General features: G+C 72.6%; 22 protein-coding genes. 9 read left to right on the plus strand and 13 right to left on the minus strand.

What is annotated here, in order from left to right; genetic code table 11:
• Nucleotides 1–4: 4 nt before the first annotated feature.
• The 4 genes from B9B60_RS10025 to B9B60_RS10040 form a co-directional block, all read right to left on the minus strand.
• On the minus strand, nucleotides 5–823 hold the full coding sequence (locus B9B60_RS10025) for an AraC family transcriptional regulator (protein WP_072624924.1): 819 nt from the start codon (nucleotides 821–823) through the stop codon (nucleotides 5–7).
• Nucleotides 824–845: 22 nt separating this feature from the next.
• Nucleotides 846–2,702, minus strand: coding sequence for a translation elongation factor 4 (lepA, locus tag B9B60_RS10030; protein ID WP_084451273.1), 1,857 nt, complete (start codon nucleotides 2,700–2,702; stop codon nucleotides 846–848).
• A gap of 85 nt (nucleotides 2,703–2,787) precedes the next feature.
• Entirely contained in the window at nucleotides 2,788–4,047 is a 1,260-nt protein-coding gene (locus B9B60_RS10035; RefSeq protein WP_084451274.1) for an alkaline phosphatase family protein, read from the minus strand.
• A 16-nt stretch (nucleotides 4,048–4,063) separates the two neighbouring features.
• Nucleotides 4,064–5,752 carry an alkaline phosphatase D family protein gene (locus B9B60_RS10040; protein ID WP_084451275.1) on the minus strand — a complete coding sequence of 563 codons (1,689 nt, stop codon included), beginning with the start codon at nucleotides 5,750–5,752 and terminating at the stop codon, nucleotides 4,064–4,066.
• Nucleotides 5,753–5,861: 109 nt separating this feature from the next.
• On the opposite strand from B9B60_RS10040, the gene B9B60_RS10045 reads away from it, so the two are divergent.
• A complete protein-coding gene (locus tag B9B60_RS10045) occupies nucleotides 5,862–6,302 on the plus strand; it encodes a type II toxin-antitoxin system PemK/MazF family toxin (RefSeq protein WP_084451276.1) in 441 nt (146 codons plus the stop codon).
• Nucleotides 6,303–6,382: 80 nt separating this feature from the next.
• Here B9B60_RS10045 and rpsT read toward each other — a convergent pair whose 3' ends face one another.
• From rpsT to B9B60_RS10065, 4 genes are all read right to left on the minus strand, one after another.
• Nucleotides 6,383–6,643, minus strand: coding sequence for a 30S ribosomal protein S20 (gene rpsT, locus B9B60_RS10050; RefSeq protein ID WP_072624931.1), 261 nt, complete (start codon nucleotides 6,641–6,643; stop codon nucleotides 6,383–6,385).
• 143 nt (nucleotides 6,644–6,786) lie between these two features.
• Nucleotides 6,787–7,752: a DNA polymerase III subunit delta gene (gene holA, locus B9B60_RS10055; protein WP_084451277.1), complete on the minus strand. Its 966-nt coding sequence runs from the start codon at nucleotides 7,750–7,752 to the stop codon at nucleotides 6,787–6,789.
• Nucleotides 7,749–8,723 (minus strand): aldo/keto reductase, encoded by a 975-nt coding sequence (locus B9B60_RS10060; protein WP_084451278.1) that lies wholly within the window; start codon nucleotides 8,721–8,723, stop codon nucleotides 7,749–7,751. The genes holA and B9B60_RS10060 overlap by 4 nt, the downstream gene beginning before the upstream one ends.
• Nucleotides 8,724–8,733: 10 nt before the next feature.
• A complete protein-coding gene (locus tag B9B60_RS10065; protein ID WP_234993830.1) occupies nucleotides 8,734–10,968 on the minus strand; it encodes an ATP-dependent DNA helicase in 2,235 nt (744 codons plus the stop codon).
• Between the two features lie 338 nt (nucleotides 10,969–11,306).
• On the opposite strand from B9B60_RS10065, the gene B9B60_RS17550 reads away from it, so the two are divergent.
• From B9B60_RS17550 to B9B60_RS10080, 6 genes are all read left to right on the plus strand, one after another.
• Nucleotides 11,307–12,500 carry an MMPL family transporter gene (locus B9B60_RS17550; RefSeq protein WP_234993831.1) on the plus strand — a complete coding sequence of 398 codons (1,194 nt, stop codon included), beginning with the start codon at nucleotides 11,307–11,309 and terminating at the stop codon, nucleotides 12,498–12,500.
• A gap of 106 nt (nucleotides 12,501–12,606) precedes the next feature.
• Nucleotides 12,607–13,443: an MMPL family transporter gene (locus tag B9B60_RS17555; RefSeq protein ID WP_234993832.1), complete on the plus strand. Its 837-nt coding sequence runs from the start codon at nucleotides 12,607–12,609 to the stop codon at nucleotides 13,441–13,443.
• Nucleotides 13,440–14,036, plus strand: a complete 597-nt coding sequence (locus B9B60_RS16900; protein ID WP_143445533.1) for a hypothetical protein — start codon at nucleotides 13,440–13,442, stop codon at nucleotides 14,034–14,036. The genes B9B60_RS17555 and B9B60_RS16900 overlap by 4 nt, the downstream gene beginning before the upstream one ends.
• The gene (locus tag B9B60_RS16905) at nucleotides 13,987–14,631 is read left to right on the plus strand and encodes a sensor histidine kinase (protein WP_159451188.1); all 645 of its coding nucleotides are present in this window, start codon (nucleotides 13,987–13,989) and stop codon (nucleotides 14,629–14,631) included. The genes B9B60_RS16900 and B9B60_RS16905 overlap by 50 nt, the downstream gene beginning before the upstream one ends.
• The gene (locus tag B9B60_RS17780; protein ID WP_327078581.1) at nucleotides 14,628–14,840 is read left to right on the plus strand and encodes a response regulator; all 213 of its coding nucleotides are present in this window, start codon (nucleotides 14,628–14,630) and stop codon (nucleotides 14,838–14,840) included. The genes B9B60_RS16905 and B9B60_RS17780 overlap by 4 nt, the downstream gene beginning before the upstream one ends.
• The gene (locus B9B60_RS10080) at nucleotides 14,837–15,262 is read left to right on the plus strand and encodes a LuxR C-terminal-related transcriptional regulator (protein WP_327078582.1); all 426 of its coding nucleotides are present in this window, start codon (nucleotides 14,837–14,839) and stop codon (nucleotides 15,260–15,262) included. The genes B9B60_RS17780 and B9B60_RS10080 overlap by 4 nt, the downstream gene beginning before the upstream one ends.
• Here B9B60_RS10080 and B9B60_RS10085 read toward each other — a convergent pair.
• Complete coding sequence (locus tag B9B60_RS10085; RefSeq protein ID WP_072624940.1) at nucleotides 15,252–15,917, minus strand: response regulator transcription factor; 666 nt, start codon at nucleotides 15,915–15,917, stop codon at nucleotides 15,252–15,254. The genes B9B60_RS10080 and B9B60_RS10085 overlap by 11 nt on opposite strands.
• A complete protein-coding gene (locus tag B9B60_RS10090; protein WP_084451280.1) occupies nucleotides 15,914–17,380 on the minus strand; it encodes a sensor histidine kinase in 1,467 nt (488 codons plus the stop codon). Before B9B60_RS10090 ends, B9B60_RS10085 begins: the two co-directional genes overlap by 4 nt.
• A 105-nt stretch (nucleotides 17,381–17,485) precedes the next feature.
• Between B9B60_RS10090 and B9B60_RS10095 the strand changes: the two genes are divergently transcribed.
• Nucleotides 17,486–17,902, plus strand: coding sequence for a hypothetical protein (locus B9B60_RS10095; RefSeq protein WP_084451281.1), 417 nt, complete (start codon nucleotides 17,486–17,488; stop codon nucleotides 17,900–17,902).
• On the opposite strand, the gene B9B60_RS10100 is transcribed toward B9B60_RS10095, so the two are convergent.
• Genes B9B60_RS10100 through B9B60_RS10110 form a run of 3 tightly spaced genes read right to left on the minus strand, consistent with a single transcriptional unit; the run spans nucleotide 17,882 to nucleotide 20,865 of the window.
• Nucleotides 17,882–19,219 (minus strand): uracil-xanthine permease family protein, encoded by a 1,338-nt coding sequence (locus B9B60_RS10100; RefSeq protein WP_084451282.1) that lies wholly within the window; start codon nucleotides 19,217–19,219, stop codon nucleotides 17,882–17,884. The two genes, B9B60_RS10095 and B9B60_RS10100, sit on opposite strands and share 21 nt — an antisense overlap.
• Before the next feature lie 15 nt (nucleotides 19,220–19,234).
• Nucleotides 19,235–19,891, minus strand: a complete 657-nt coding sequence (locus B9B60_RS10105; protein ID WP_084451283.1) for a hypothetical protein — start codon at nucleotides 19,889–19,891, stop codon at nucleotides 19,235–19,237.
• A complete protein-coding gene (locus B9B60_RS10110) occupies nucleotides 19,888–20,865 on the minus strand; it encodes a GNAT family N-acetyltransferase (protein ID WP_084451284.1) in 978 nt (325 codons plus the stop codon). Before B9B60_RS10110 ends, B9B60_RS10105 begins: the two co-directional genes overlap by 4 nt.
• 46 nt (nucleotides 20,866–20,911) lie before the next feature.
• Between B9B60_RS10110 and B9B60_RS10115 the strand changes: the two genes are divergently transcribed.
• The gene (locus B9B60_RS10115; RefSeq protein WP_084451345.1) at nucleotides 20,912–23,494 is read left to right on the plus strand and encodes a DEAD/DEAH box helicase; all 2,583 of its coding nucleotides are present in this window, start codon (nucleotides 20,912–20,914) and stop codon (nucleotides 23,492–23,494) included.
• Nucleotides 23,495–23,537: the final 43 nt, after the last annotated feature.

Genomic DNA, 23,537 nt, shown 5'->3' on the forward strand with positions numbered 1-23,537 from the left:
GCCCTCAGCCTCGGGCGTGGGGGCCGCCGGCGTCTTGGACGAATGCGATCTCGTCCTCGCGCAGCCAGCGGGTCGGGGAGGCACCCGCGAGGGCGACCCAGTCGCGGGTCAGGTGCGACTGGTCCGAGTAGCCGCAGACGGCCGCGACGTCCGCGAGCGGCCTCCCCGCCCCGACGAGGCGGTGGCTGCGCTGGAATCGCAGGACCCGCGCGGTCGTCTTGGGCGCGTGGCCGTACTCGGCCCGGAAGCGTGCGGCCAAGTGTCGCGTGGACCAGCCCACCTCGCGGGCCACCTCGTGGACCGGGGCCCGCCCGGCGGTGCGCTGCAGGAGTCGCCAGGCGTGCTCGACCTCGGGCTGCGGCCGTCGGCGCGGCTCGCGCCGGGCGAAGAGGGCGTCGGTCACCAGCGCGAAGCGGCCCTCCCAGCCGTCGGTCTCCGACAGGCGCTCGTGCAGCCGCGCGGCATCCGGGCCGACGAGCGCGGCGAGGTCGACGGCCGTCCCCGCGAGCTCCGCGGCCGGACCGCCGAGCAGCAGCGACGCACCGGCCGGGGTCAGGTCGAGCTGGACACCGTGCTGGCTGCCGTCATGCCGGATGAGGGCGGGGCGGTCGTGCAGCCCGGCGACGACCGCGTCGAAGCGACCCTCGCGGCCGTCCGGCCCGACCAGGTCGAGCGGGGCGTCGAGGGAGAGGACGAGCGTGACCGTCCCGGACGGCATCCCGACGTGCGTCCCCGGGGACGCGCCGGTGATGCGATAGCCGACCATCGCCTCGACGAAGGGGGTGAGGTGCCGGGGCAGCGCGGCCGTGACGGCGTCGGTCATCCACCCACGCTAGTGGGATGGGCTACTTCTTGGCCTTGTCCACCGCGGAGTCGTCGGAGGAGAGTGCGGCGATGAAGGCCTCCTGCGGCACCTCGACAGTGCCGATGTTCTTCATCCGCTTCTTGCCCTCCTTCTGCTTCTCGAGCAGCTTGCGCTTGCGGGAGATGTCGCCGCCGTAGCACTTGGCGAGCACGTCCTTGCGGATGGCGCGGATGTTTTCGCGGGCGATGATCCGCGCGCCGATGGCGGCCTGGATCGGCACCTCGAACTGCTGCCGCGGGATGAGCTCCTTGAGCTTGCCGGCCATCATCGTGCCGTAGGCATAGGCCTTGTCCTTGTGGACGACCGCGCTGAAGGCGTCGACGGTCTCGCCCTGCAGGAGGATGTCGACCTTGACCAGGTCGGCCGCCTGGTCGCCGGCCTCCTGGTAGTCGAGCGAGGCGTAGCCGCGGGTCTTGGACTTCAGCTGGTCGAAGAAGTCGAAGACGATCTCGGCGAGCGGCAGCGTGTAGCGCATCTCGACGCGGTCCTCGGAGAGGTAGTCCATGCCACCGAGCTGGCCGCGCTTGCCCTGGCACAGCTCCATGATCGCGCCGATGAACTCGCTCGGGGCGAGGATCGTCGCGTTGACGACCGGCTCACGGACCTCGGCCACCTTGCCGTAGGGAAACTCGCTCGGGTTGGTCACCGTGATGAGCGACCCGTCGTCCATCGTCACCTCGTAGACGACATTGGGCTGAGTCGAGATGAGGTCGAGGTCGAACTCGCGCTCGAGCCGCTCGCGCACGATCTCGAGGTGGAGCAGTCCGAGGAAGCCGCAGCGGAACCCGAAGCCGAGCGCCGCGGAGGTCTCCGGCTCGTAGACGAGCGCAGCGTCGTTGAGCTTGAGCTTGTCGAGCGCATCGCGCAGCGTCGGGTAGTCACTGCCGTCGATCGGGTAGAGCCCGGAGAAGACCATCGGGTTGGGGTCCTTGTAGCCCCCGATCGCCTCCGTGGCCGGCGCCCCCGCATTGGTCACCGTGTCACCCACCTTGGACTGGCGCACGTCCTTGACGCCGGTGATGAGGTACCCGACCTCGCCGACGCCGAGGCCCTTGCTCGGCAGCATCTCCGGGGAGATCACCCCGATCTCGAGCAGCTCGTGGGTCGCCTTGGTCGACATCATCGCGATCTTCTCGCGCGGGTGGAGGGCACCGTCGACGACGCGGACGTAGGTGACGACACCCCGGTAGTTGTCGTAGACGGAGTCGAAGATCATCGCCCGGGCGGGCGCGTCCGCGTCGCCCTCCGGCGGGGGCAGCTTGGCGACGATCTCGTCGAGCAGCTCCTCGACCCCTTCGCCCGTCTTGCCGCTCACCTTGAGCACGTCCTCGGGCTCGCACCCGATGAGGCCGGCGATCTCCTCCGCGTACTTCTCCGGCTGGGCCGCCGGCAGGTCGATCTTGTTGAGCACCGGGATGATCGTCAGGTCGTTTTCCATCGCCAGGTAGAGGTTGGCGAGGGTCTGGGCCTCGATGCCCTGCGCGGCGTCGACGAGCAGGATCGCGCCCTCGCACGCGGCGAGCGAGCGGGAGACCTCGTAGGTGAAGTCGACGTGGCCCGGGGTGTCGATCATGTTGAGGCAGAAGACCTCGCCCTGCTGCTCCCACGGCATGCGCACGGCCTGCGACTTGATGGTGATGCCGCGCTCGCGCTCGATGTCCATCCGGTCGAGGTACTGCGCGCGCATCTGCCGAGCCTCGACGACACCGGTGATCTGCAGCATCCGGTCGGCCAGGGTCGACTTGCCGTGGTCGATGTGGGCGATGATGCAGAAGTTGCGGATCTGCGCGGGCGGCGTCGCGTTCGGCGGGAGGGCCTGACTGGCCTGGGGTGACACGGGTGACGGACCTCGGGATCGACGGGACAGGGCTCGGCCCCCCATCCTCCCACGGACGAGGGGCCGGGCCTGCACACGGCGCGAGTCAGAGGCGGGAGACCCCGTCGTAGCCGCCGGGCAGGGACGGCAGGCCGAAGACCGCACCGACGGTCGCCGCCACGTCGACGGTGTGCGCGGTCGCGGTCCGGGTGCCGGGCCGCACGAGCGAGGAGCCTCCTGCGACGACGAAGGGGATGGGCGCCGTGACAGGGTGGCCGTGGTTGCCCGGGATCGGGTTGTTGAAGATCGTCGGGTCGGAGAAGCGCCAGCCCTGCTTGCAGTAGGCGATGAGGTCACCGGCCACCGGGCTCAGCCGCAGCTGGGCCGGCGTGTGGACCGACAGCACCCCCGGCTGGCGCAGCACGACCTCGCGCAGCCGGGCGATGCCGGCGGCCTTCTCCCCCGCCGGACCGGTCCAGTAGAAGCTGTCGGCGCCCCCGTTCTGCGCGATCTCGACCTTGTCCCGCAGGGTGGTGTCGAACCAGATCGGTGCGCCGAGGGAGATGACCCGGTGGGCCATCGACCAGTCCATCGAGTGGTCGGCGAGGACGATGACGATCGACTGCTCCCACACCCCCTTCGCCTTGAGGTGCTCGACGAAGTTGCCGACGAGGCGGTCGGTGTTGGCCAGCGCGGCGTACCGCATCGCCGGCAGGTTGATGGTGCCGCCGAGGTCGGCGTGACCGACGCGGTCGATGTCGCCGAAGTTGGCGAAGACCAGGTGCGGGTCGGCCTCGTCGACCATCTTGACCAGGGCGTCGTAGGTGTAGCCGTCGGGCGCGTGGTCGGTGATCGGCATGAGCGGCTTGGGCTCCCACCGGTAGGTGGCCCGGTCGCCGAAGATCCCGTAGAGGTAGTCCTTCGACAGCACGGTGCCGGTCGTGAGGCCCCGCGCGTTGAGGCGCTCGATGACGGTCGGCACCTTGATGTCGCTCGGTTGGTCCATGTCGCGGAACTCGCCGAGGCCACGGTCGTAGATCTTGTTGGCCGGCACGCCGCTGCGGTCGGGCCGCACGCCGGTCATCATCATCACGTGGTTGGGGATGGTCTCCATGATCGGCAGCGACCGGGCATTGGGGTACCAGGTGCCACCGCTTCGCAGGGCGTGGAGGTGGGGGGTGCAGTCGGCGGTGATCTCGTCGGGGCGCAGGCCGTCGGTGACGAGCACGTAGACGCGGCGCGAGCTCTTGCGGGGCGCCGCGGACGCCCAAGGGGCACCGAGCACCCCCGAGATCGCCACGCTCGTGCCGCCGGCCGCGGCGAAGCGCAGCAGGGTCCGGCGGGAGGGCTGGGTCTGGTCGTTCATCGTCTCTCCGGGGGTGTCAGCTGGCGGGGTACCAGACGCGGCGGGTGCGCTGCGTGCCGGGCAGGGTCTCGAAGCCCGCGCTCCACCGAGCGGCGGAGTCCGGGTCGGTGCGGTCGGCGAGGACGTACCAGTCCATCTGCGCCCGCGCCGGGGTGAGGGTGAGCACGCTGTAGCCGTGCCGGTCGAAGTCGAGGTAGCGCACGTGCGGGTTGGCCGTGCGGATCGCGCCCTCGACGCTCAGCGACACCGTGCGCGGCGCGACCTTGAGGATGTCGTCGAGGTTGTTGGATGTCACCGACGTGCCGACCCACTCCACGGCGACGCTCCTGCTGAAGGGGTAGGTGCCGGCGTTCTTCGGCAGGTCGCACGCCCACGCGGAGTGGATGTCGCCCGTGAGGAAGACCGTGTTGGTGATCGCGTGGTCGGCGAGATGGTCGATGAGCTCGCGCCGGTCGGCGGTGTAGCCGTCCCACTGGTCGACGTTGTAGGGGATCCCCTCGGGCGGGAGGATCCCGCCCATGTCGTGCAGCGCCTGCCCGACCTCGACGTCCACGGCGCCGAAGGTCACCGGCGAGATCATCGCGGGGTTGCCGACGAGCTTCCACGTGGCCGACGAGTCGCTCAGCGACTGCTTGAGCCAGGCCATCTGCCCGTCTCCGAGGATCGTGCGGTCGGCGTCACCAACCGCACCGAGCGCGGCGGGCGACGCCTGCTCGCTGCGGTAGGAGCGCAGGTCGAGCATCCGCAGGTCGGCCAGGGTGCCGAAGGAGAGCTGCCGGTAGACCTGGCTCCCGTCACCGAGGGCGGAGGTCCCCGACAGGCGGATCGGCATCCACTCGTCGTAGGCCCGGCGGGCGGCAGCAGCGCGGTCGGCCCAGGACCCCTCGCTCTCCGGCTGGTGGTTCTCGGCCCCGTCGATCCACGCGTCGTTGGCGCTCTCGTGGTCGTCCCACGTGGTCACCCAGGGCGCGGCGGCGTGCAGCCGTTGCAGGTCGGGGTCGGTCTTGTAGTGGCCGTGCCTCACGCGGTAGTCGGCGAGGCTGACGATCTCGTGGGCCGGCTCGCTGGCGCGCACGGCTCCCTTCGCCGCGCCGTACTCGCCGGTGGGGTACTCGTAGAGGTAGTCCCCGAGGTGGAGCACGACGTCGAGGTCGCCGCGGTCGGCCAGGTGCCGGTAGGCGGCGAAGTAGCCCGCCTCCCAGTTGGAGCAGGACACGACGCCGAGGCGCAGCCGGGAGGGCGTCGCCGAGGCCGCCGGTGCGGTCCGGGTCCAGCCCACCGGCGAGACGTGACCGCGGCTGCGGAAGCGGTAGGCGTAGCGCGTCCCGGGCTTCAGTCCGGTCGCGTCGACCTTGACCGTGTGGTCGCGCTCGGTGCCGGTCGCCATCGAGCCGCGCCGCACCACCTTGGCGAAGCTCGCGTCCGTCGCGACCTCCCAGTCGACGGACACGCGGCTCCCGCGGCCCGATCCGGGCGTCGCGTCAGCGGTCGGGGTCACGCGCGTCCACAGGACGGCGGACGTGGGCAGGGGGTCGCCGGAGGCGACTCCGTGGAGGAAGCCGGTCGTCGGTGCGGCGTGCGCCGGCGACGTGGCGAAGGGGGCGAGCGTCGCCGTGGTGACGACGGCCCCCGCGGCGGCCCCGCGCACGACATCGCGTCGGGCGGGTCCGGGCAGGGGTGACTGGGGTGTGGCGTCCGAGGGCATGGCGGCAAGGCTTGCGGGCGGAGGTGGACGGCCGGTTACCTCGCGGGTAACTTTCCCGGCGGACAGTTCGTGAGGATGCTCACGGGCGCCGGCACTAGCGTGGGCTGCCATGAGCGACTACCCCGGCGACTTCACCGGCACGCCGACGATGCACTGGGCCCCGACCCCCGACGACCCGACGCCCTCCCCCGGCGAGGTCGTGTGGGCGTGGGTGCCCTACGAGGAGGACCACGCCCAGGGCAAGGACCGCCCGGTGCTCCTCGTCGGCCGCGACGGCGGCTGGCTCCTCGGTCTGCAGCTGACCAGTCAGGACCACGACCTCGACGCCGAGCAGGAGGCGGCCGCCGGTCGACGCTGGATCGACATCGGCGCCGGCGCCTGGGACCGCGACGGCCGCCGCAGCGAGGCCCGGGTCAACCGGGTGCTGCGGATCGACCCCGGCTCGGTCCGACGCGACGGAGCCGTCCTCGACGAGCAGGTCTTCGCGGCGGTGACCGACGCCGTCCGTGCCGTGGCCGCCGGCCGCGACTACGACGACGACCCGGTGTAACGCCTGGCCTGGAGGTCGTGCGCACGACGAAGGGGGCCGGTCACCTCGCGGTGACCGGCCCCCTTCGTCAGGTCGTCAGCTCAGAGGGAGTTGACGCGCTTGGCCAGGGCCGACTTCTTGTTGGCGGCCTGGTTGGCGTGGATGACACCCTTGCTCACGGCCTTGTCGAGCTTCTTGCTGGCGGTGACGAGAGCGGCCTGGGCAGCCTCGGCGTCGCCGGCGTCGGCGGCCGTGCGGACCTTGCGGATCCACGTGCGCAGCTCGGACTTGTAGGCGCGGTTGCGCTCGGTCCGGGCGGCGTTCGTCTTGACGCGCTTGATCTGGGACTTGATGTTTGCCACGAGGTTTCTTTCTGCTTGGTCGAAGATTGCCGTTAGAGGGCGGCAAGACGTCTCGGGACCGGCGTGGGGACACCGTGGGAGAGACGCCCTGGGTACTGCTGCGGTGCGCGCACGACCATGCGCGCACGCAAGCGACAAATCTATCAGCGGCGCTGGTCGCGGCCAAACTCACGGGTGATCGTCAGGATCGCCTTCTCGACGGCGTAGACGGGGTCGCGACCACCGCCCTTGACCTCGAAGTCGGCGGCCGCGACGGCCTGGATGCTGCGGCCGAGTCCTGGCCCGGTCCACCCCCGCAGCGCGCGGCGCGCCTTGTCGACCTGCCAGGGCGCCATGCCCAGGTCACGGGCGAGGTCGGCGCTGCGGCCGCGGCCCGCTCCCCCGACCTTGGCCAGCTGGCGCAGCTGCTGGGCGAGGACGGCGACGATCGGCACCGGGTCGACACCGACGTTGACCGCGTGGCGCAGCAGCCGCAGCGCCTCGCCGGTCTGCCCGGCGACCGCGGCGTCGGCGACCTTGAACCCGGTCGCCTCGACCCGACCCCCGTGGTAGCGCTCGACGACGTCGGCGTCGATCGTGCCGGTCGTGTCGTCGACGAGCTGCTGGCACGCGGAGGCCAGCTCGCGCACGTCCTTGCCGACGGCCTCGACGAGCGCCTGGACGGCGTCGCCCGTCGCCTTGCGGCGCTGCCGGCGGAACTCGTTGGTCACGAAGTCGGCCTTGTCGCGGTCGCTCTTGATCGCCGGGGCCTCGAGCACGAGCGCCTTGGCCTTCTTGAGTGTGTCGAGGACCTTTTTGCCCCTGTTGCCCGAGGCGTGGGTGACGACGAGGGCCACCGAGTCCTCGGGGTCGGCGAGGTAGGCGAGCAGGTCGACCTGCAGCGCGTCGGGCGCCTGGTGCAGGTCGCGCACGACGATGAGCTTGTCCTCGCCGAAGAGCGACGGGCTGGCCTGGACGGTGAGCGCGCCCTCCTCGTAGCCCTCGGCCCGCAGGGTGACGACCTCGAGCTCGGGTGAGGTCACCCGCACGTCGGCGATGACCTGCTCGACGGCGCGATCTGCCAGGACGGTCTCGGGTCCCTGGACGAGGACGAGGGGGGGGGCGCTCAAAACAGGGCCACCCGCGGCACCGTCGGGAAGATCTCGTCGAGCTCGGCCTCGTCGTCGGGGGTCGGCACCCAGGAGACGGCCGCGGCGTTGGCCGCGATCTGCTCGGGACGGGTCGCGCCGGCGATGACGCTCGTGACGGCCGGGCGCGAGGCGAGCCACGAGAAGGCCACCTCGAGCTCGGTGAGGTCACGGGCTCGGGCGTAGTCGCCGAAGGCACGCAGCTGGTCGAGGTCGGCCTCCTCGAGCAGGAACTGGCGCGAGTGGGTCAGCCGGCTGCCCTCGGGCGCGGAGCCCGATGAGTACTTGCCGGTGAGCAGCCCGCTGGCGAGGGGGAAGTAGGGCAGCACGCCGAGCCCGAAGTGCTCGGCCGCCGGGGTCACCTCGAGCTCGGCCCGGCGGTCGAGGAGGTTGTAGTGGCTCTGGCTCGAGACGAAGCGCGCTCCCCCGCGGGCGCGCGCGGTGTGCTCGGCGTCGGCGATCTGCCAGCCGGCGAGGTTGGAGTGGCCGATGTAGCGCACCTTGCCCGCGCGCACGAGGTCGTCGAGCGCGTCGAGCGTCTCCTCGACGGGCGTCAGCGGGTCGGGCGTGTGCAGCTGGTAGAGGTCGATGCGGTCCGTGCCGAGCCGACGAAGGGAGGCCTCGACGGCGGTCGTGATGTAGCGCCGCGACCCGCGGGCACCGAAGTCGGGGCCGTTGGCCCCGCGCATGTCCATGCCGAACTTCGTCGCGAGGACGACCTCGTCGCGGTGGGCCCCGAGCGCGACCCCGAGCCGGGTCTCGGAGAGGCCCGGCTCGGCGCCGTAGACGTCGGCGACGTCGAAGAGGGTGACGCCCGCGTCGAGCGCGGCGTGGACGACGGCATCGGCGCCCTCCTGGGTTCGGCTGGCGGTGCCCTCGCGGCCGAGGTTGTTGCACCCCAGCCCGACGACGGAGACGGTGAGTCCGGAGTGGCCGAGTCGACGAAGTTCCATGGACGAGAGGCTAACCGCGGGGTGGGACAACCAGGCCGAGCGTCTCGGCCCGGGCCGCGACGGTCTCCTCGTCGCGGTCGAGGGACTCGGCGAGCTCCCCGAGCGGCAGCCCGAGGTCGACGCCGTCGCGCAGCTCGTCGTCGTCCTGGACGGACCAGCCCTCGCCACGGACGACGGCCGTGCGAGCTCCGTCGGCCGGACCGGGATCGGCGACCGGCGCGCTCGCCCGGCCGGTCATGCCGCGCCGGGCCGGCTCGGCGACCGGCTGCGGAGGGGGCGCGACCTGGTCGAGCCGGCGCAGTGCCCCGAGCACGAGGTCGCGGTCGGTCGTCGGCCAGAAGGGCGGCAGCGAACGCTGGAGGAAGCCGGCGTAGCGCGCCTTGATCATCCGGTGGTCGAGGAAGGCGACCACCCCGCGGTCGTCACCGCGCCGGATGAGCCGGCCCGCCCCTTGGGCCAGGCGCAGCGCCGCGTGGGTCGCCGAGACGGCCATGAAGCCGTTGCCCCCGCGTCGGGCGATCTCCTGGGTGCGCGCCGACGAGAGCGGGTCATCGGGACGAGGGAAGGGGATGCGGTCGATGAGCACGAGCTGGCAGCTGCTGCCCGGCACGTCGACGCCCTGCCACAGGGTGAGCGTGCCGAAGAGGATGGTGCGCGGCTCGCGGGCGAACTCGCGCACGAGCGTGCCGATCATCTCCTCGCCCTGGCAGAGCACGGCGAAGTCGTCACCCAGCCGCTCACGCATCGCCTCGGTGGCCTCCTTGGCCGCGCGCATCGAGGAGAAGAGGCCGAGCGTGCGTCCGCCGGCGGCGCGCACGAGGGCCTCGATCTCGTCGAGCGTCTGCGGCGCCAGCCCGTCGCGGCCGGGAGCGGGGAGGTGCTCGGCGACGTAGGCGATGCCCTGCTGGGCGTAGTCGAAGGGGGACCCGACGTCGAGCCCGGTCCACTCGGGAGAGCCCTGACCGCGCAGCCCGAGGGTGCCGGCGACGGCGTCGAAGGTGCCGCCGAGCTCGAGGGTCGCGGAGGTGAGCACCACGGTGCGGTCGCGCACCGACTCGTCGTCGTCGCTGGCCCCGGCACCGAAGATCCGCTCGCGCATGCGCATGGCCACGCTCATCGGTGCGACCCTCAGCAGCGGACCGCGCCGCAGGTCGCGGCTGACCCAGATGACGTCGAGCTCGTGCTCCTCGAGCATCCGTGCGGCGGTGTCGTGGACCTCCTCGACGGCGACGAGCGCGACCTGGCGGGTGCCGTCGACCTGCTCGCCCTTGGGCGGCTTCATCTCCGTGAGGAGAGAGCGGGCGACGTCACGGCAGCGGCCGAGCACCCCGGCGAGCGCGTCGGGGATGCCGGTGGCCAGCCGACCCTCGGGGGCCTCCTCGAGGACCGCCTCGAGGTCGGTGGCGAGGTCGTCGAGCACCTCGGAGGACTCGGCGAACTTGCGGGCCCGCTTGGCCGCGGCCCGCACTCCTCCGGGCGCGAGCTCGTCGGTGACGGTCGAGGTCACCCGGTCGACGAGCTCGTGAGCCTCGTCGATGACGAGCACGTCGTGGTCGGGCAGCATCGGCCGGCCCTCGAAGGCGTCGATGGCCATGAAGGAGTGGTTGGTGACGATGACGTCGACGTCCTTGGCCGCCTCGCGGGATAGCTCCACGAAGCACTCGGCGACCATGGGGCACTTCGAGCCGAGGCACTCCTGGGCGGACACGGAGACCTGCCGCCACGCCTTCTCGGAGACGCCGGGGACGAGCTCGTCGCGGTCGCCCGACTCGGTCTCGGCAGCCCACTCACGGACCCGCACGACCTCCTTGCCCAGCCAGCCGGCCTGCGCGTCGGCCTCGCCGACGTCGAAGAGCCCGTCCTCGTCGTCGGGGAAGCCGCCCTCGATCTTGTGCTTGCAGACGTAGTTGCGGCGGCCCTTGACGATCGCGTAGGTCGGGCGGCGCCGCAGGTGCGGAGTCAGGGCATCAGCCAGACGCGGCATGTCGCGGTCGACGATCTGCCCCTGGAGCGCGAGCGTCGCGGTCGCGACGACCGCGGGCTTGCCCACCCGCTGGGCGTGCTCGACGGCCGGCACGAGGTAGGCCAGCGACTTGCCCGTACCGGTGCCGGCCTGCACGAGCAGGTGCTCCTCGGTGTCGATGGCGCGGGCGACGGCCAGGGCCATCTCGACCTGCCCGGGCCGGGTCGAACCACCCACTCCCCCGACGGCGGCGGCGAGCAGGGACTCCACGGACGAGGACACCGCCCCACCCTATGTGGTGGGTCCGACTGCCCCTCCCGTCATCCACAGCCCTGTTCCCCGCGCCCGACGAGGACCCGCGCCGACCTCCCCGTCCGTCACCGTCTGAGGCCGGCCCTCTGATCTCTGCATTGCCCTACGGCAATGCAGCCTCCAGGCCCAACCAGGCTGCATTGCCGTAGGGCAATGCAGATTCAGGGGTCGTGGTGGCAGGCGCGGGCCTGCGCCCACCTGCTTCGTCGTCCGCTCGCTGGTGCGTCGCCCATCCATCGAAAGGTTGATCGCAGGACCAACCTCGTGCGCGATGTGGCGGGACCCCCTTCGCCGGTGGACTGGATGGCATGTCGACCTCCCTGCGCCCCGCACCCCAGAAGAACCCACCCAGGATTACCACGTCCCCCTTCGTCCAGCGCATCCTCGGCCGGCGGGGGGCGCCGGTCGTGCTCGTCCTCGCCGTGCTCGTCGTCGGGCTGGCGAGCGCCCTCCTCGGGTCGGCGGAGGCCCCGCCGCGCGGGGAGGCGTACCCGGCGACGGCCGAGTCGGCGGTCGTCGCCGACCAGCTCGAGAGTTTCCCGGGCAGCGACGAGGCGCCGGTCCTCCTCGTGGCGACGAAGGGGGGCGCGCCCCTCTCCCCGGCCGACACCACGGGTCTCACGCGGCTGGCGAGCGACCTCGGCACGCAGCGCGCCCACGCGCAGGTGAGCGAGGACGGGCAGGCCGCGACGGTCACCGTGCCCGTTGCGACGAGCGCGGACTCCGACGCGCAGGTGCAGACGATCAAGGACCTGCGCGCCGAGGTCGCCGACCACGCCCCTGACGGACTGGACGTGCAGGTGACCGGCGGGCCGGCCTTCGGCGCCGACATCGCGACATCCTTCGAGGGGGCCGACTTCACCCTCCTCGCGGTGACCATCGGCGTCGTCGCGCTGCTGCTCCTGCTCACCTACCGCTCCCCCGTCCTGTGGCTCGTACCGCTCACCGTCGTCGGGATCGCCGACCAGCTTGCTGGCACCGTGACGGCCGCGGTCGGCGAGGCGAGCGGCCTGCCCTTCGACGCGGGGATCGTCTCGGTCCTCGTCTTCGGCGCCGGCGCCAACTACGCGCTGCTGCTCATCTCCCGCTACCGCGAGGAGCTGCACGAGCACGACGACCACCTCGTCGCCCTGCGTGCTGCCTGGCGGGCCACGGTCCCGGCGATCGTCGCGAGCAATGCCACCGTCGTCCTCGCCCTGGGCACCCTGCTCCTCGCGGCCGTGCCGGGCACCCGCGGCCTCGGGCTGACTTCCGCCGTCGGCCTGTTCATCGCCCTCGTCGCGGTCGTCGTCGTCCTGCCCACCGCGCTGGCGCTCGTCGGGCGCCGCGTCTTCTGGCCCTTCGTCCCGCACCCCGGCGACGAGATCTCCCGCGAGGGCGTCTGGGCCCGGGTCGCCCGGGTGGTCGTGCGGCGTCCGGCCGCCTTCCTCGTCGGCGGGCTCGTCGTCCTGGCAGTGCTCGCCTCGAGGTTCCACGAGAAGGCGACGAGATCTCGCCAATAGCTCTCGGTGGCGAAGAGATCTGCGGCCGCCGGGGCTGCTCGGCGCCCGGGTCGGGCTGAGCCAGGCCGACTCCTTCCGCACCGCCTCCGAGTCGGCCGACGGTCTCGTGACGGTCGGCGAGCACTTCCCCGCCGGGTCCGCCGCCCCCTTCGTCGTCACGACGGACGAGGACTCCACCGCTGCGACGACCGCTGCCCTGCGCTCGGTGCCGGGCGTGACGACCGTCGCCCCGTCCGGCACCGACGGCGCAGGCCGCGCCCGGCTGACCGTCGTCGGCGAGCCCTCCCCCGGCACGCCCGCGAGCCTGGAGCTCGCCACCGACCTGCGGTCTGCAGCCCACGAGGTGCCGGGCGCCCGGGCCCTCGTCGGCGGTGGGTCCGCGGAGCTGCTCGACGCCCGGGCCGCCGCCGAGGCGGACCTGCGCACCGTGGTCCCGCTCGTGCTCCTCGTCAGCCTGGCCGTGCTCGTCGTGCTGCTGCGCGCACTTGTCGGGCCGCTCGTCCTGCTCGCCCTCAACGCCGTGAGCGCCCTCGCCGCCCTCGGTCTGGGCGCCTGGCTCGACGAGCACCTCCTCGGCCACCCGGCGCTCGACGTGCAGACCCCGCTCGTGGCCTTCCTCTTCCTCGTGGCGCTCGGCATCGACTACACGATCTTCCTCATGCACCGGGCCCGGCACGAGGCCGTCGGCCGCGGCACCCGCGAGGGAGTCGCCCGCGCCGTCGCGCGCACCGGCGCCCTCATCACGAGCGCCGGCATCGTCCTGGCCGCGGTCTTCGCCGCGCTCGGCGTGCTGCCGCTCGTCGTCCTCGGCCAGCTCGGCCTCGTCGTCGGCCTCGGGGTCCTGCTCGACACCCTGCTCGTGCGCACCCTCGTCGTTCCGGCGGCCACCGCGCTGCTGGGTGAGCGCTTCTGGTGGCCGGGCCGGGTAGCGTCGCGCTCGTGAGCAGCACGAGCGACCCGACGGGCACGAGCCGCTGGCTGCGGCTGGGCCAGCACGCGCTCCTCGCGGTGCTCGCCGTCGTGTGCGCCGTGCGGGCGATCGCCGACGGCACCCACCCGGCGGCCGAGCTCGCCGCACTAGCGCTCTTCGCCGGTTGGTACGCCCTCGGCCCGCGGGTCGCGCGCGCCGGCCGCGACGGCACCGGCTGGCTCGTCGGCCTCGTGCTGCTGTGGGGTCTCCTCGTCGTGGTCTCCCCGGAGAACGTCTGGCTCGCCTTCTCCCTGTGGCTCCTCGCCGGACACGTGCTGCCACTGCTGCCGGCGGTGCTCACCTCGCTCGCGGTCCTCGTCGTCGTCGCGCTCGAGCCGGTGCGGCACAGCGGCGAGGTCTCCTACGCCGCGATCATCGGGCCGTGCATCGGCATGGTCGTCGCGCTCGGGGTCGCTCGCGCGCAGCAGGCCCTGGTCCGCGACGGCATCGAGCGCCAGCGCCTCGCTCTACGCCGCGCAGGAGGAGAGCGCCGCCCTCACCGACGAGCTGGCCCGGGTGCAGCGGGCCCAGGGCGTGACGAGCGAGCGGACCCGTCTCTCGCGTGACATCCACGACGGCATCGCCCAGGGATGTTCTTCCCTGCTCCTGCTCTCCCGGGCCGCCCGCGCCGAGTCCGAAGCCCAGCGGCGGGCGCAGCTGCTCGAGCACATCGAGTCCGGTGCCGCCCAGGGGCTGGAGGAGTCGCGCCGGATCGTGGGCGCGCTCGCCCCGACCGACCTCGACGAAGGGAGCCTGGCCGCCGCGATCCGCCGGGTCGCCGACCGCTTCGTCGAGGAGAGCGGGGTGCGGGCGACGGTCACCGCCTCGCCGGACCTGCCGCCGGTCCCGACGACGGTCGAGGTGGCGCTGCTGCGCCTCGTCCAGGGCGCGCTGGCCAATGTCCGCACGCACGCCGGGGCCGAGACCGTCGGGGTGAGCCTCGAGGAGGCCGGCACGACGGTCCGTGTCGACGTCGTCGACGACGGGGTGGGCTTCGACCCGACCGACTGGTGGCAGCGCCCCTCCCCGACCTCGGGCGAAGGGGGCTACGGCCTGCGCGCCACCCGCGCCCGCCTGCGCGAGCTGGGTGGCGGTCTCAGCGTCGAGTCCGCTCCCGGTGAGGGCACGGCCGTCTCCGGATGGGTGGAGGTCGGGCGATGAGCACGACGAGCACGGTGCGGGTGGTCGTCGTCGAGGACCACCCGGTGACCCGGATGGGTGTCGTGGCCCTGCTCGGGCAGGACGAGCGGATCGAGGTCGTCGGCGAGGCAGGCGCCGGCGAGGACGCGCTCGGGGTCGTCGCGCGCGAGCATCCCGACGTGGTCGTCACCGACCTGCGGCTGGGCGACGGCTCGACGGTGTGGGCGTGACGAGCGCGGTCCGCGGGACCCGCCCCGCACCAGCGGTCCTCGTCCTGACGACCTACGACACCGACCGCGACATCGTGCGCGCGGTCGAGGCGGGCGCAGCGGGCTACCTCCTCAAGGACGCCGACCCGGCCCGGATCACCGACGCCGTGATCCGCGCGGTCGCCGGTGGGACGGTCCTCTCCCCCGACCTCGCCCAGCGGGTCGTCGCGCGCATCTCCCGCTCGCAGGCCGACCTGCCGGCCCGCGAGGTCGAGATCCTCGCCGCCGTCGCCCGTGGCCTGTCCAACCGCGAGATCGCCCGCGCCCTCGTCATCTCCGAGGCGACGGTCAAGACGCACCTCGTGCACGTCTTCACCAAGCTCGACGTCGACTCGCGCACGGCGGCCGTGGCGCGAGCGCGCGAGGACGGCCTCATCCCCTGAGCCGGTAGCCCACGCCCCGCACGGTGAGGATCCGCTCGGCGCCGATCTTGCCCCGCAGGGAGCGGACGAAGACGTCGACGACATTCGACCCGGGGTCGAAGTCCATGTCCCAGACCATGCCGAGGAGCTGCTCGCGCGAGAGGACCTGCTCGGCGTGCTCGACGAAGGCCTCGAGCAGGGAGAACTCCCGGGCGGTCAGCTCGACCTCGCGCCCGCCCACGAGGGCGGTCCGGCGTCGGATGTCGAGGCTGAGGTCACCGGCGGTCAGGGTGCCGTCGTCGGCAGGTGCGGCACCTCCTTCGCGCAGTCGCAATCGGACCCGGGCGAGCAGCTCGGCGAACTGGAAGGGCTTGGTCATGTAGTCGTTGGCCCCGCCCTCGAGCCCGGCGACCGTGTCGTCGACGCCGTCACGCGCGGTGAGGATGATGACGGGGACGTCGACACCGTCGCCCCGCAGGCGGCGCAGCACCTCGAAGCCGTCGAGCCCGGGCAGTCCGACGTCGAGGACGAGCAGGTCGAAGGCACCGGTCGAGGCGAGAGCCCAGGCCTGCCGGCCGTCGCCGACGATCGTCGTGCGGTAGCCGCTCGCCCGCAGCCCCTTGTCGACGAAGCTGGCGATCTCGTCGTGGTCCTCGGCGATGAGGATGGCGCTCATGGCTCCTCCGTGTCGGTCGGGTCGGGCAGGGGGGTGTCGACGGGCAGCACGAGGGTGAAGACGGCGCCCTGACCGGGCTCGCCCCCCACGTCGACGCGGCCGTCGTGGCCCTCGGCGATGGCGCGCACGATGGCCAGGCCGAGGCCGGCGCCGCTGTGGCGTCGACCGTCGGGCGGCTCGCCGTGGCTGAACCGCTCGAAGATGTGCTCCCGCTCTGCGTGCGGGACGCCCGGCCCGGTGTCCTCGACGCTGATCGTCAGCGCGCGCCCGAGCTCGGGGTCGTCGACGATGTCGGAGGCGAGGGTGATGGCGTCGCCGTCGCGGGTGTGCTGCACGGCGTTCTGCGCGAGCTGGAGCACCGCCTGGGTGATCCGCTGGGCATCGAGCCGGGCGGTGCCCTCGGCGATCCGGGCCACGCGCCAGCGGCGGTCGGCGAGGGCCGAGATCTTCGCCTCGAGGGCCACCGTGAGCATCGAGGTGTCGACGTCCTCGCTCGCCCGGACGAAGTCGGGCCGGTCGGCCTTGGCCAGGGCGAGCAGGTCGGTGACGATCCGCCCCATGCGGTCCAGCTCGGTGGTGACGATGCGCAGCGTCGCCTGACGCGACTCGGGGTCGTCGTCCATGAGCTCGAGGTGTCCGCGGATCACCGTGATCGGGGTGCGCAGCTCGTGCCCGGCGTCGTCGACGAAGCGCTGCTCCGCGCGGAAGGCCTCCTCGAGGCGGTCGAGCATCCGGTTGAAGGTCGAGGCCAGACCCGACACGTCGTCGTCGCCGACGTCGATGCGACGGGTGAGGTCGTGCTCGGTGATCTCTTCGGCGGCCTCCTGCACCTGGCGCACCGGGCGCAGGATGCGGCCGGCGACGAGCCAGGAGACGACACCGGCGAAGAGGAGGGCTCCCAGGGAGACGAAGGTCAGGGTGCCCACGGTCCGGTCGGCGTCCGCGCGGGCCGGGTCGGTGAAGACCGCGACGACGAGCACGGCGTCCTGGCCCCCGCGCACATCGACCCCCGCGCGGGCCCACCTCATCTCCCCGGCGGGAGTCTCGCGCGTCCCCGACGACGCCCGTCCGGCCTCGGCGAGCAGCTCTCGATCACGCGTGAGGTCGTACTCCTCGGGCTCGGGCGCGCCAGGCCCCCGGACCGGCAGGACCTGACCGGTGTCGCCGACGTAGCCGACGATGATCTCGTCGTTGCTCGGTCGCTGCCGCGACAGGTAGACCTCGAGCAGCCGGTCGGCCGTGGTGAAGGGCTTCGAGGTCTCGGGGTCGGTCCCGTCCTCGGTGAAGGTCCGGAACTCGTCGATCTCCTGGGCGACATCGGCATTGGCGCGCTCGGTCACCGACAGGTGCAGGCTCTCGCGCACGACGATGACGACACACAGCAGGCTGACGAAGAGGACGAGCACCATCCAGCCGACGATCGTGTCGCGGGCCAGCCTCGGCCGCGGGCGGTCAGCGGCCATCAGTCGTCATCGTCGTCGTCCCACTCGTCGTCATCGTCGTCCCAGTCGTCGTCATCATCGTCGTAGCGCGGCGCCGGCGCCTGGGTCTGCGAGGTCCATGTCGGCGTGGGCGTCCAGGTCGGTCGCGACGTCGTGCTCGGCGCCGACGTCCTCGTGGGCGCCGAGGTCCTCGTGGGCTTCGAGGTCGTCGTGCTCGTGGGCTTCGAGGTCGTCGTGCTCGTGGGCTTCGAGGTCGTCGTGCTCGTGGGCTTCGGGGTCCGCGACGTGCTGCTCGACGACGAGCTGCTGGACGTCGAGGACGTCGGCGACGATGTCGGGTCGGTCGTCAGCTGTAGGGGGCGCTCCTGCACCGGCGGCGGGTCAGCGGGCGCGGCCGCCACCCGGAAGCCGAGCAGCACGAGCAGCGGGACGCAGAGCATCGCCGCGAGGAGCATGCCGTCGCGGCCGAGCCGACGTCGAGGGGCTGGGGTCATGACGACGAGGCTAAGAAGGGGGCATGAGTCACGGATGAGGGTCGGATGAAGAAGCCTTCATCAGCGGGTCGGGCACGGCCCGGGTCACGAGGTTGATGCCGCGCATGAGGTGGAAGCCGCCCAGCGCGGCGGCGGTCCCGAGGGCGATGCCGGCGAACTCCAGGTCACCGATGGTCCAGGTGAAGTCGGCGATGCCGATGATCAGGGCCACGGCGGCGGTCATGAGGTTGATCGGGTTGCCGAAGTCGACCCGCGACTCGACCCAGATCTTGGCCCCGAGCAGGCCGATCATGCCGTAGAGGACCACTCCGGCGCCGCCGAGGACGCCCTTAGGCACGGTGGCGATGGCCTCGCCGAACTTCGGCGAGAAGGACAGCAGCAGCGCGACGACGGCGGCGACCCAGTAGGCGGCCGTCGAGTACACCCGGGTGGCGGCCATGACGCCGATGTTCTCGGCGTAGGTCGTCGTGCCCGACCCGCCGCCGGCCCCGGCCAGCGTCGTCGCCAGCCCGTCGGCGATGAGCGCCCGGCCGGTCACCGGGTCGAGGTCCTCCCCGGTCATCGAGGCGACCGATCGGATGTGGCCGACGTTTTCGGCGACGAGGACGAGCACGACGGGGATGAAGAGGCCGGCGACGGCGAGGTCGAGGCTGGGCGCGTGGAAGTCCGGAGCCCCGAACCAGTCGGCCTCGTGCATCCGGGCGAAGGTGACCTCGCCCCGCACCAGGGCGGTGCCGTAGCCGGCGGCCACGCCGACGAGGATCGCGATGCGCGACAGCAGGGTCCGGGTGGCGACCGTGACGAGCAGGATGACGACGACCGTGACGAGCGCCGTGACCGGCGACTTCATGAAGTTGGCCTTGGCGCTCGGTGCGAGGTTGAGCCCGATGAGCGCGACGATCGCACCGGTGACGACCGGCGGCATGAGCGCCCGCAGCCAGCGGTCGCCGGCCACCTGCACGACGACGCCGATGGCGGCGAGGGTCAGGCCGGCCATGACGACGCCACCGAGCGCGGTCGACATGTCGTGGCTGGCCGTCGCGGCGGTCAGTGGGGCGATGAAGGCGAAGGAGCTGCCCAGATAGCTCGGCACGCGACCGGCGGTGACGAGCAGGAAGAGCATCGTGCCGATGCCGGAGAAGAAGAGGGTCGTCGTCGGCGGCAGGTCGGTGAGCAGCGGCACGAGGAAGGTCGCCCCGAACATCGCGACGACGTGCTGTGCGCCGAGGCCGATCGTGCGCGGCCAGGACAGGCGCTCGCCCGGCAGCACGACCTCGCCGGGCTGCACCCCGCGACCGTCTCCGTGGACGGTCCACCCGAGGCCGAAGGGGGGTCGCGTCGCCTGGTCGTGCTCGGTCTCGGTCATGGGCGGAATGCTAGGTCAGCGGTCGGTCGGTGGTGACCACGGCCACCACCAGCGCCGCTGGCGCGTCGGCATCGGCTCGGGCGGGGGCGGTCCCTCGTCGACGTCGTCGAAGAGGAGGGCGTGCCCCGGGACCTCGCCGCCGAGGGTCATCGGGTCGACGCTCCACCCGCGCGCCACGGCCAGAACCGTGTCCTCCGTGGTGTCGAGCGTGACCTGGAAGCGGGCGTCCTCGTCGGTGATCTCCTCGAGGGCGGGCAGCCCCAGACCGGTCTCGATGGGCGTCGGCACCCCGGTCCAGGCGACGAGCTCACCGCTCTCGCCCACGACCTCGACGTGGCGCAGCAGCCGCCCGCGGTCGGCCGCGAGCCAACGGTGCGCCTCGGCGACGCGGTGCGTCGCGTAGGCCTGCACCCGGGTGTCGAGCAGCGCCGCGAGCGAGGCGAGCCGAGTGGGCGAGATGTCCGAGAGCTCGAAGCTGACGGCCAGCGTCCACCGACCGTCGACCCCCGGTACCGGCGGCAGGATCCCGACCTCACCGAAGGCCTCGGCGGCCTCGCCACCCGAGACGTTGCGCCCGCCGGTCAGGCCGAGGGCCTCGGCCACCTGGGCCTGGGAGCGGTCCAGGACCGCGAGCCAGGCCGTCTTCGGGCCGAAGGGCTCGAGGTGGGTCACAAGGACCTCGCCATGATCACGCCGTCGCGGTCGTCGCCCGGGGCGACCCGGACGCCGCCCGGGACGCGACCGACCTCGGTGTAGCCGAAGCGGGTGTAGAACTCGCCCAGACCGGTGCCACCGCGGTAGTCGAGCGTCACCAGCTCGACGCCTCGCTCGCGCGCCGCACGGTGCATCCCGGCCATGAGCAGGGCCCCGTGGTTGGTCCCCCGGCGGGCCGGGTCGGTCATGATCCGCTCGAGATTGGCGGTGTGCGCCACGGTCGCGCCCGAGGGGCGGACGACGAAGCCGAAGCCGAGCAGGTCCCCGTGCGGGGAGTTGAGCGCCACGAGCGAGGTGTCACCGCGCTCCAGCCGCGCGGCGTACCCGTCGAGGACCGCCGTGACCTCCCCTTCGTCGGCGCCGGGCAGGAAGCCGACCGCTCCCCCGGCCTCGTTGACCTCGACCCACATCCGCAGCATCGCCTCACGTGCCCGGGCCGGGATCTTGTCGGCGACCCGCACCCACGGCAGCTCGAGGACCTGCCAGTCGTCCCCGCCGACGGTGTGGTCGAGGTCGGGCGCGTGGACCATGCCCGCGAACTCGGCGACGAAGCGGGTCGCGAGGTCCTCGGGCGCCACCCGCAGGCGCAGCGGCAGGTCGGGCAGCCACTCGAGGGCGTGCGCGACGACCAGCCGCATGGCCGGCCCGGCGAGGTCCTCCTCGCCCTGCCCCTCGAGCGTGCGGATGGTCACCCGGATGAAGTCGTCGTGCGCCCGCAGGCCGACGAAGCCGACGCGCCGCCCCGAGGCGTCGGTGGCGATCCAGGTGCCGTAGCCGTGCTCGTCCCAGTGCTCTCGCCAGCCGCGGACGATCTCTGCCGGCCGCTCGGCGTCCTCGGGCACGCCCATGAGCTCGGCGACGAGAGCGGCGTCCTGCTCTTCGGGTGGCTGCAGCGAGACGAGGTCGGTCGTGATGGTGCGTGGTGCGGTCACGGACCCCATCGTGACACCCGAGTCACCACGCTGGGACGATGGGCGGATGACAGATCCGCTCTCCGTGCCCGTCGGCACCGGTCCCGACGAGCTCTTCGAGCGGTTCTCCGCCTGGACGGCCGATCGTGGCCTGGCGCTCTACCCGCACCAGGAGGAGGCGCTGCTCGCCCTCCTCGGCGACGACCACGTCGTCCTCGCCACCCCCACCGGGTCCGGCAAGTCGCTCGTCGCGACCGGGGCGATCGCCCACGCCATGGCCAAGGACCAGGTCGCCTTCTACACCGCGCCGATCAAGGCGCTCGTCTCGGAGAAGTTCTTCGACCTCTGCGCGATCTTCGGCGCCGACAACGTCGGCATGCTCACCGGCGACGCGTCGGTCAACGCCGACGCTCCCGTCATCGTCTGCACCGCAGAGGTGCTCGCCAACCTCGCCCTGCGCGAGGGTCGCGAGGCCGACGTCGGTCTCGTCGTCATGGACGAGTTCCACTACTACGCCGAGCCGGAGCGCGGCTGGGCCTGGCAGGTCCCGCTGCTCGAGCTGCCGCAGGCGCAGATGCTCCTCATGTCGGCCACCCTCGGCGACACCCGGGCCATCGAGGACGACCTCGCCGAGCGCACCGGGCGCGACGTCGTGGTGGTCAAGGACGCCGAGCGACCGGTCCCGCTGACCTTCCGCTGGGCCCTCACCCCGCTGCAGGAGACGATCGAGGAGATCCTCGAGTGGCGCCGGGCCCCCGTCTACGTCGTCCACCAGACCCAGGCCAATGCCGCCGAGCACGCGCGCCTGGTCCAGACGCTCAAGCTGCTCGACAAGGACGAGAAGCAGGCCATCGCCGACCGGCTCGCCGGCTTCCGCTTCTCCGCCGGCTTCGGCCGCACCCTCGGCGACATGCTGCGTCGCGGCGTCGGCGTGCACCACGCCGGCATGCTCCCCCGCTACCGCCGGCTCGTCGAGCAGCTCGCCCAGGAGGGCCTGCTCAAGGTCATCTGCGGCACCGACACCCTCGGCGTCGGCATCAACGTCCCGATCCGCACCGTGCTCTTCACCTCGCTGACGAAGTTCGACGGCACCCGCCACCGGGTGCTGCGGGTGCGCGAGTTCCTCCAGATCGCGGGGCGGGCCGGCCGCGCCGGCTACGACACCGAGGGCTACGTCGTCGTGCAGGCACCCGAGCACGTCATCGACAACCACCGCGCGCTGCTCAAGGCGGGCGACGACGAGAAGAAGCGCAAGAAGGTCCAGCGCAAGAAGCCGCCCGAGGGCTTCGTCGTGTGGACCGAGGACACCTTCACCAAGCTGACGAGCAATGCGCCCGAAACCCTGCGGTCGCGGATGAAGGTCGACAACTCGATGATCCTCAACGTCGTCGCCCGGCCCGGTGACCCCGTGACCGCCCTGTCGCGCCTCACGAGGGACAACCACGAGGACGCGAAGGGGAGGGCTCGCCTCGCCCGACGGGCCATCCGTCTGGGGCGCAGCCTGCTCGACTCCGGTGTGCTCGAGCGTCTCCCGGAGCCGGACGGGACCGGCCGGACCGTGGCCCTCACCCTCGACCTGCCCCCGGACTTCGCGCTCAACCAGCCGCTCGCCCCCTTCGCGCTGGCGGCGCTCGACCTGCTCGACCCCGACTCCCCGACCCACGCCCTTGACGTCGTCTCGACGATCGAGGCGGTCCTCGAGGCGCCGATGGCCGTCCTCGTCGCCCAGCAGCACGCCGCCCGCGGCGAGGCGGTCGCCGAGATGAAGGCCGACGGCATCGAGTACGAGGAGCGGATGCGCCTGCTCGACGAGATCACCTGGCCGCGGCCGCTCGCCGAGGAGCTCGCGGCCGCCTTCGAGACCTACCGCCAGACCCACCCGTGGCTGCCCGAGGAGGCCCTCGTCCCGAAGTCGGTCGTGCGCCTCATGTGGGAGGAGGGCATGTCCTTCGCCGACTTCGTGCGGCGCTTCACCCTCGGCCCGCGCGAGGGACTCGTGCTGCGCTACCTCACCGACGCCTACCGCACCCTGACACGCACCGTGCCCGAGGCGCACTCCTCGCCGCAGCTGCGCGAGATCGTCGAGTGGCTCGGCGAGACCGTGCGGCAGACCGACTCCTCGCTCCTCGACGAGTGGGAGGCACTCACGGACCCCGATGCGGCCACCCGGCTGGCCGAGGGCCGCGAGGCCACGGCACCGCCGCGCCCGCTGTCCGCCCGCACCGGCCCCTTCCGGACCATGGTGCGCGGTGCCCTGTGGCAGCGTGTCGAGCGCGCAGCGCGCGACGACCTGTCGGCGCTGTCGGCCCTCGAGGCCGCGGCGGCCGAGCTCGCCGACGACGGCCGCGCGCCACTGATGCGCCACGACGACTGGGACGTCGCCCTCGGCGACTACTGGGAGGAGCACGACCGCATCGGGACCGACCAGGACGCGCGCGGTCCGCACCACCTGCACATCGCGGAGGTTCGTGGCCCGGCACCGGGGCTCGACCCCGACGTGGCCCCCGACGTGCGGCTGTGGGAGGTGCGCCAGACCCTCGCCGACCCCGAGGGCGACGGCGACTGGGTCATGGAGGCCACCGTCGACCTCGACGCGTCCGACCGCGTCGGCGAGACGGTCGTGCTCGCCACCGCCCTGCGGCGGTTGTGAGCCCGCGCATATCCTGACGACCTGATGACCACGCTCCCCCGGC

This window comes from Janibacter indicus, assembly GCF_900176385.1.
GTDB lineage: Bacteria > Actinomycetota > Actinomycetes > Actinomycetales > Dermatophilaceae > Janibacter > Janibacter indicus.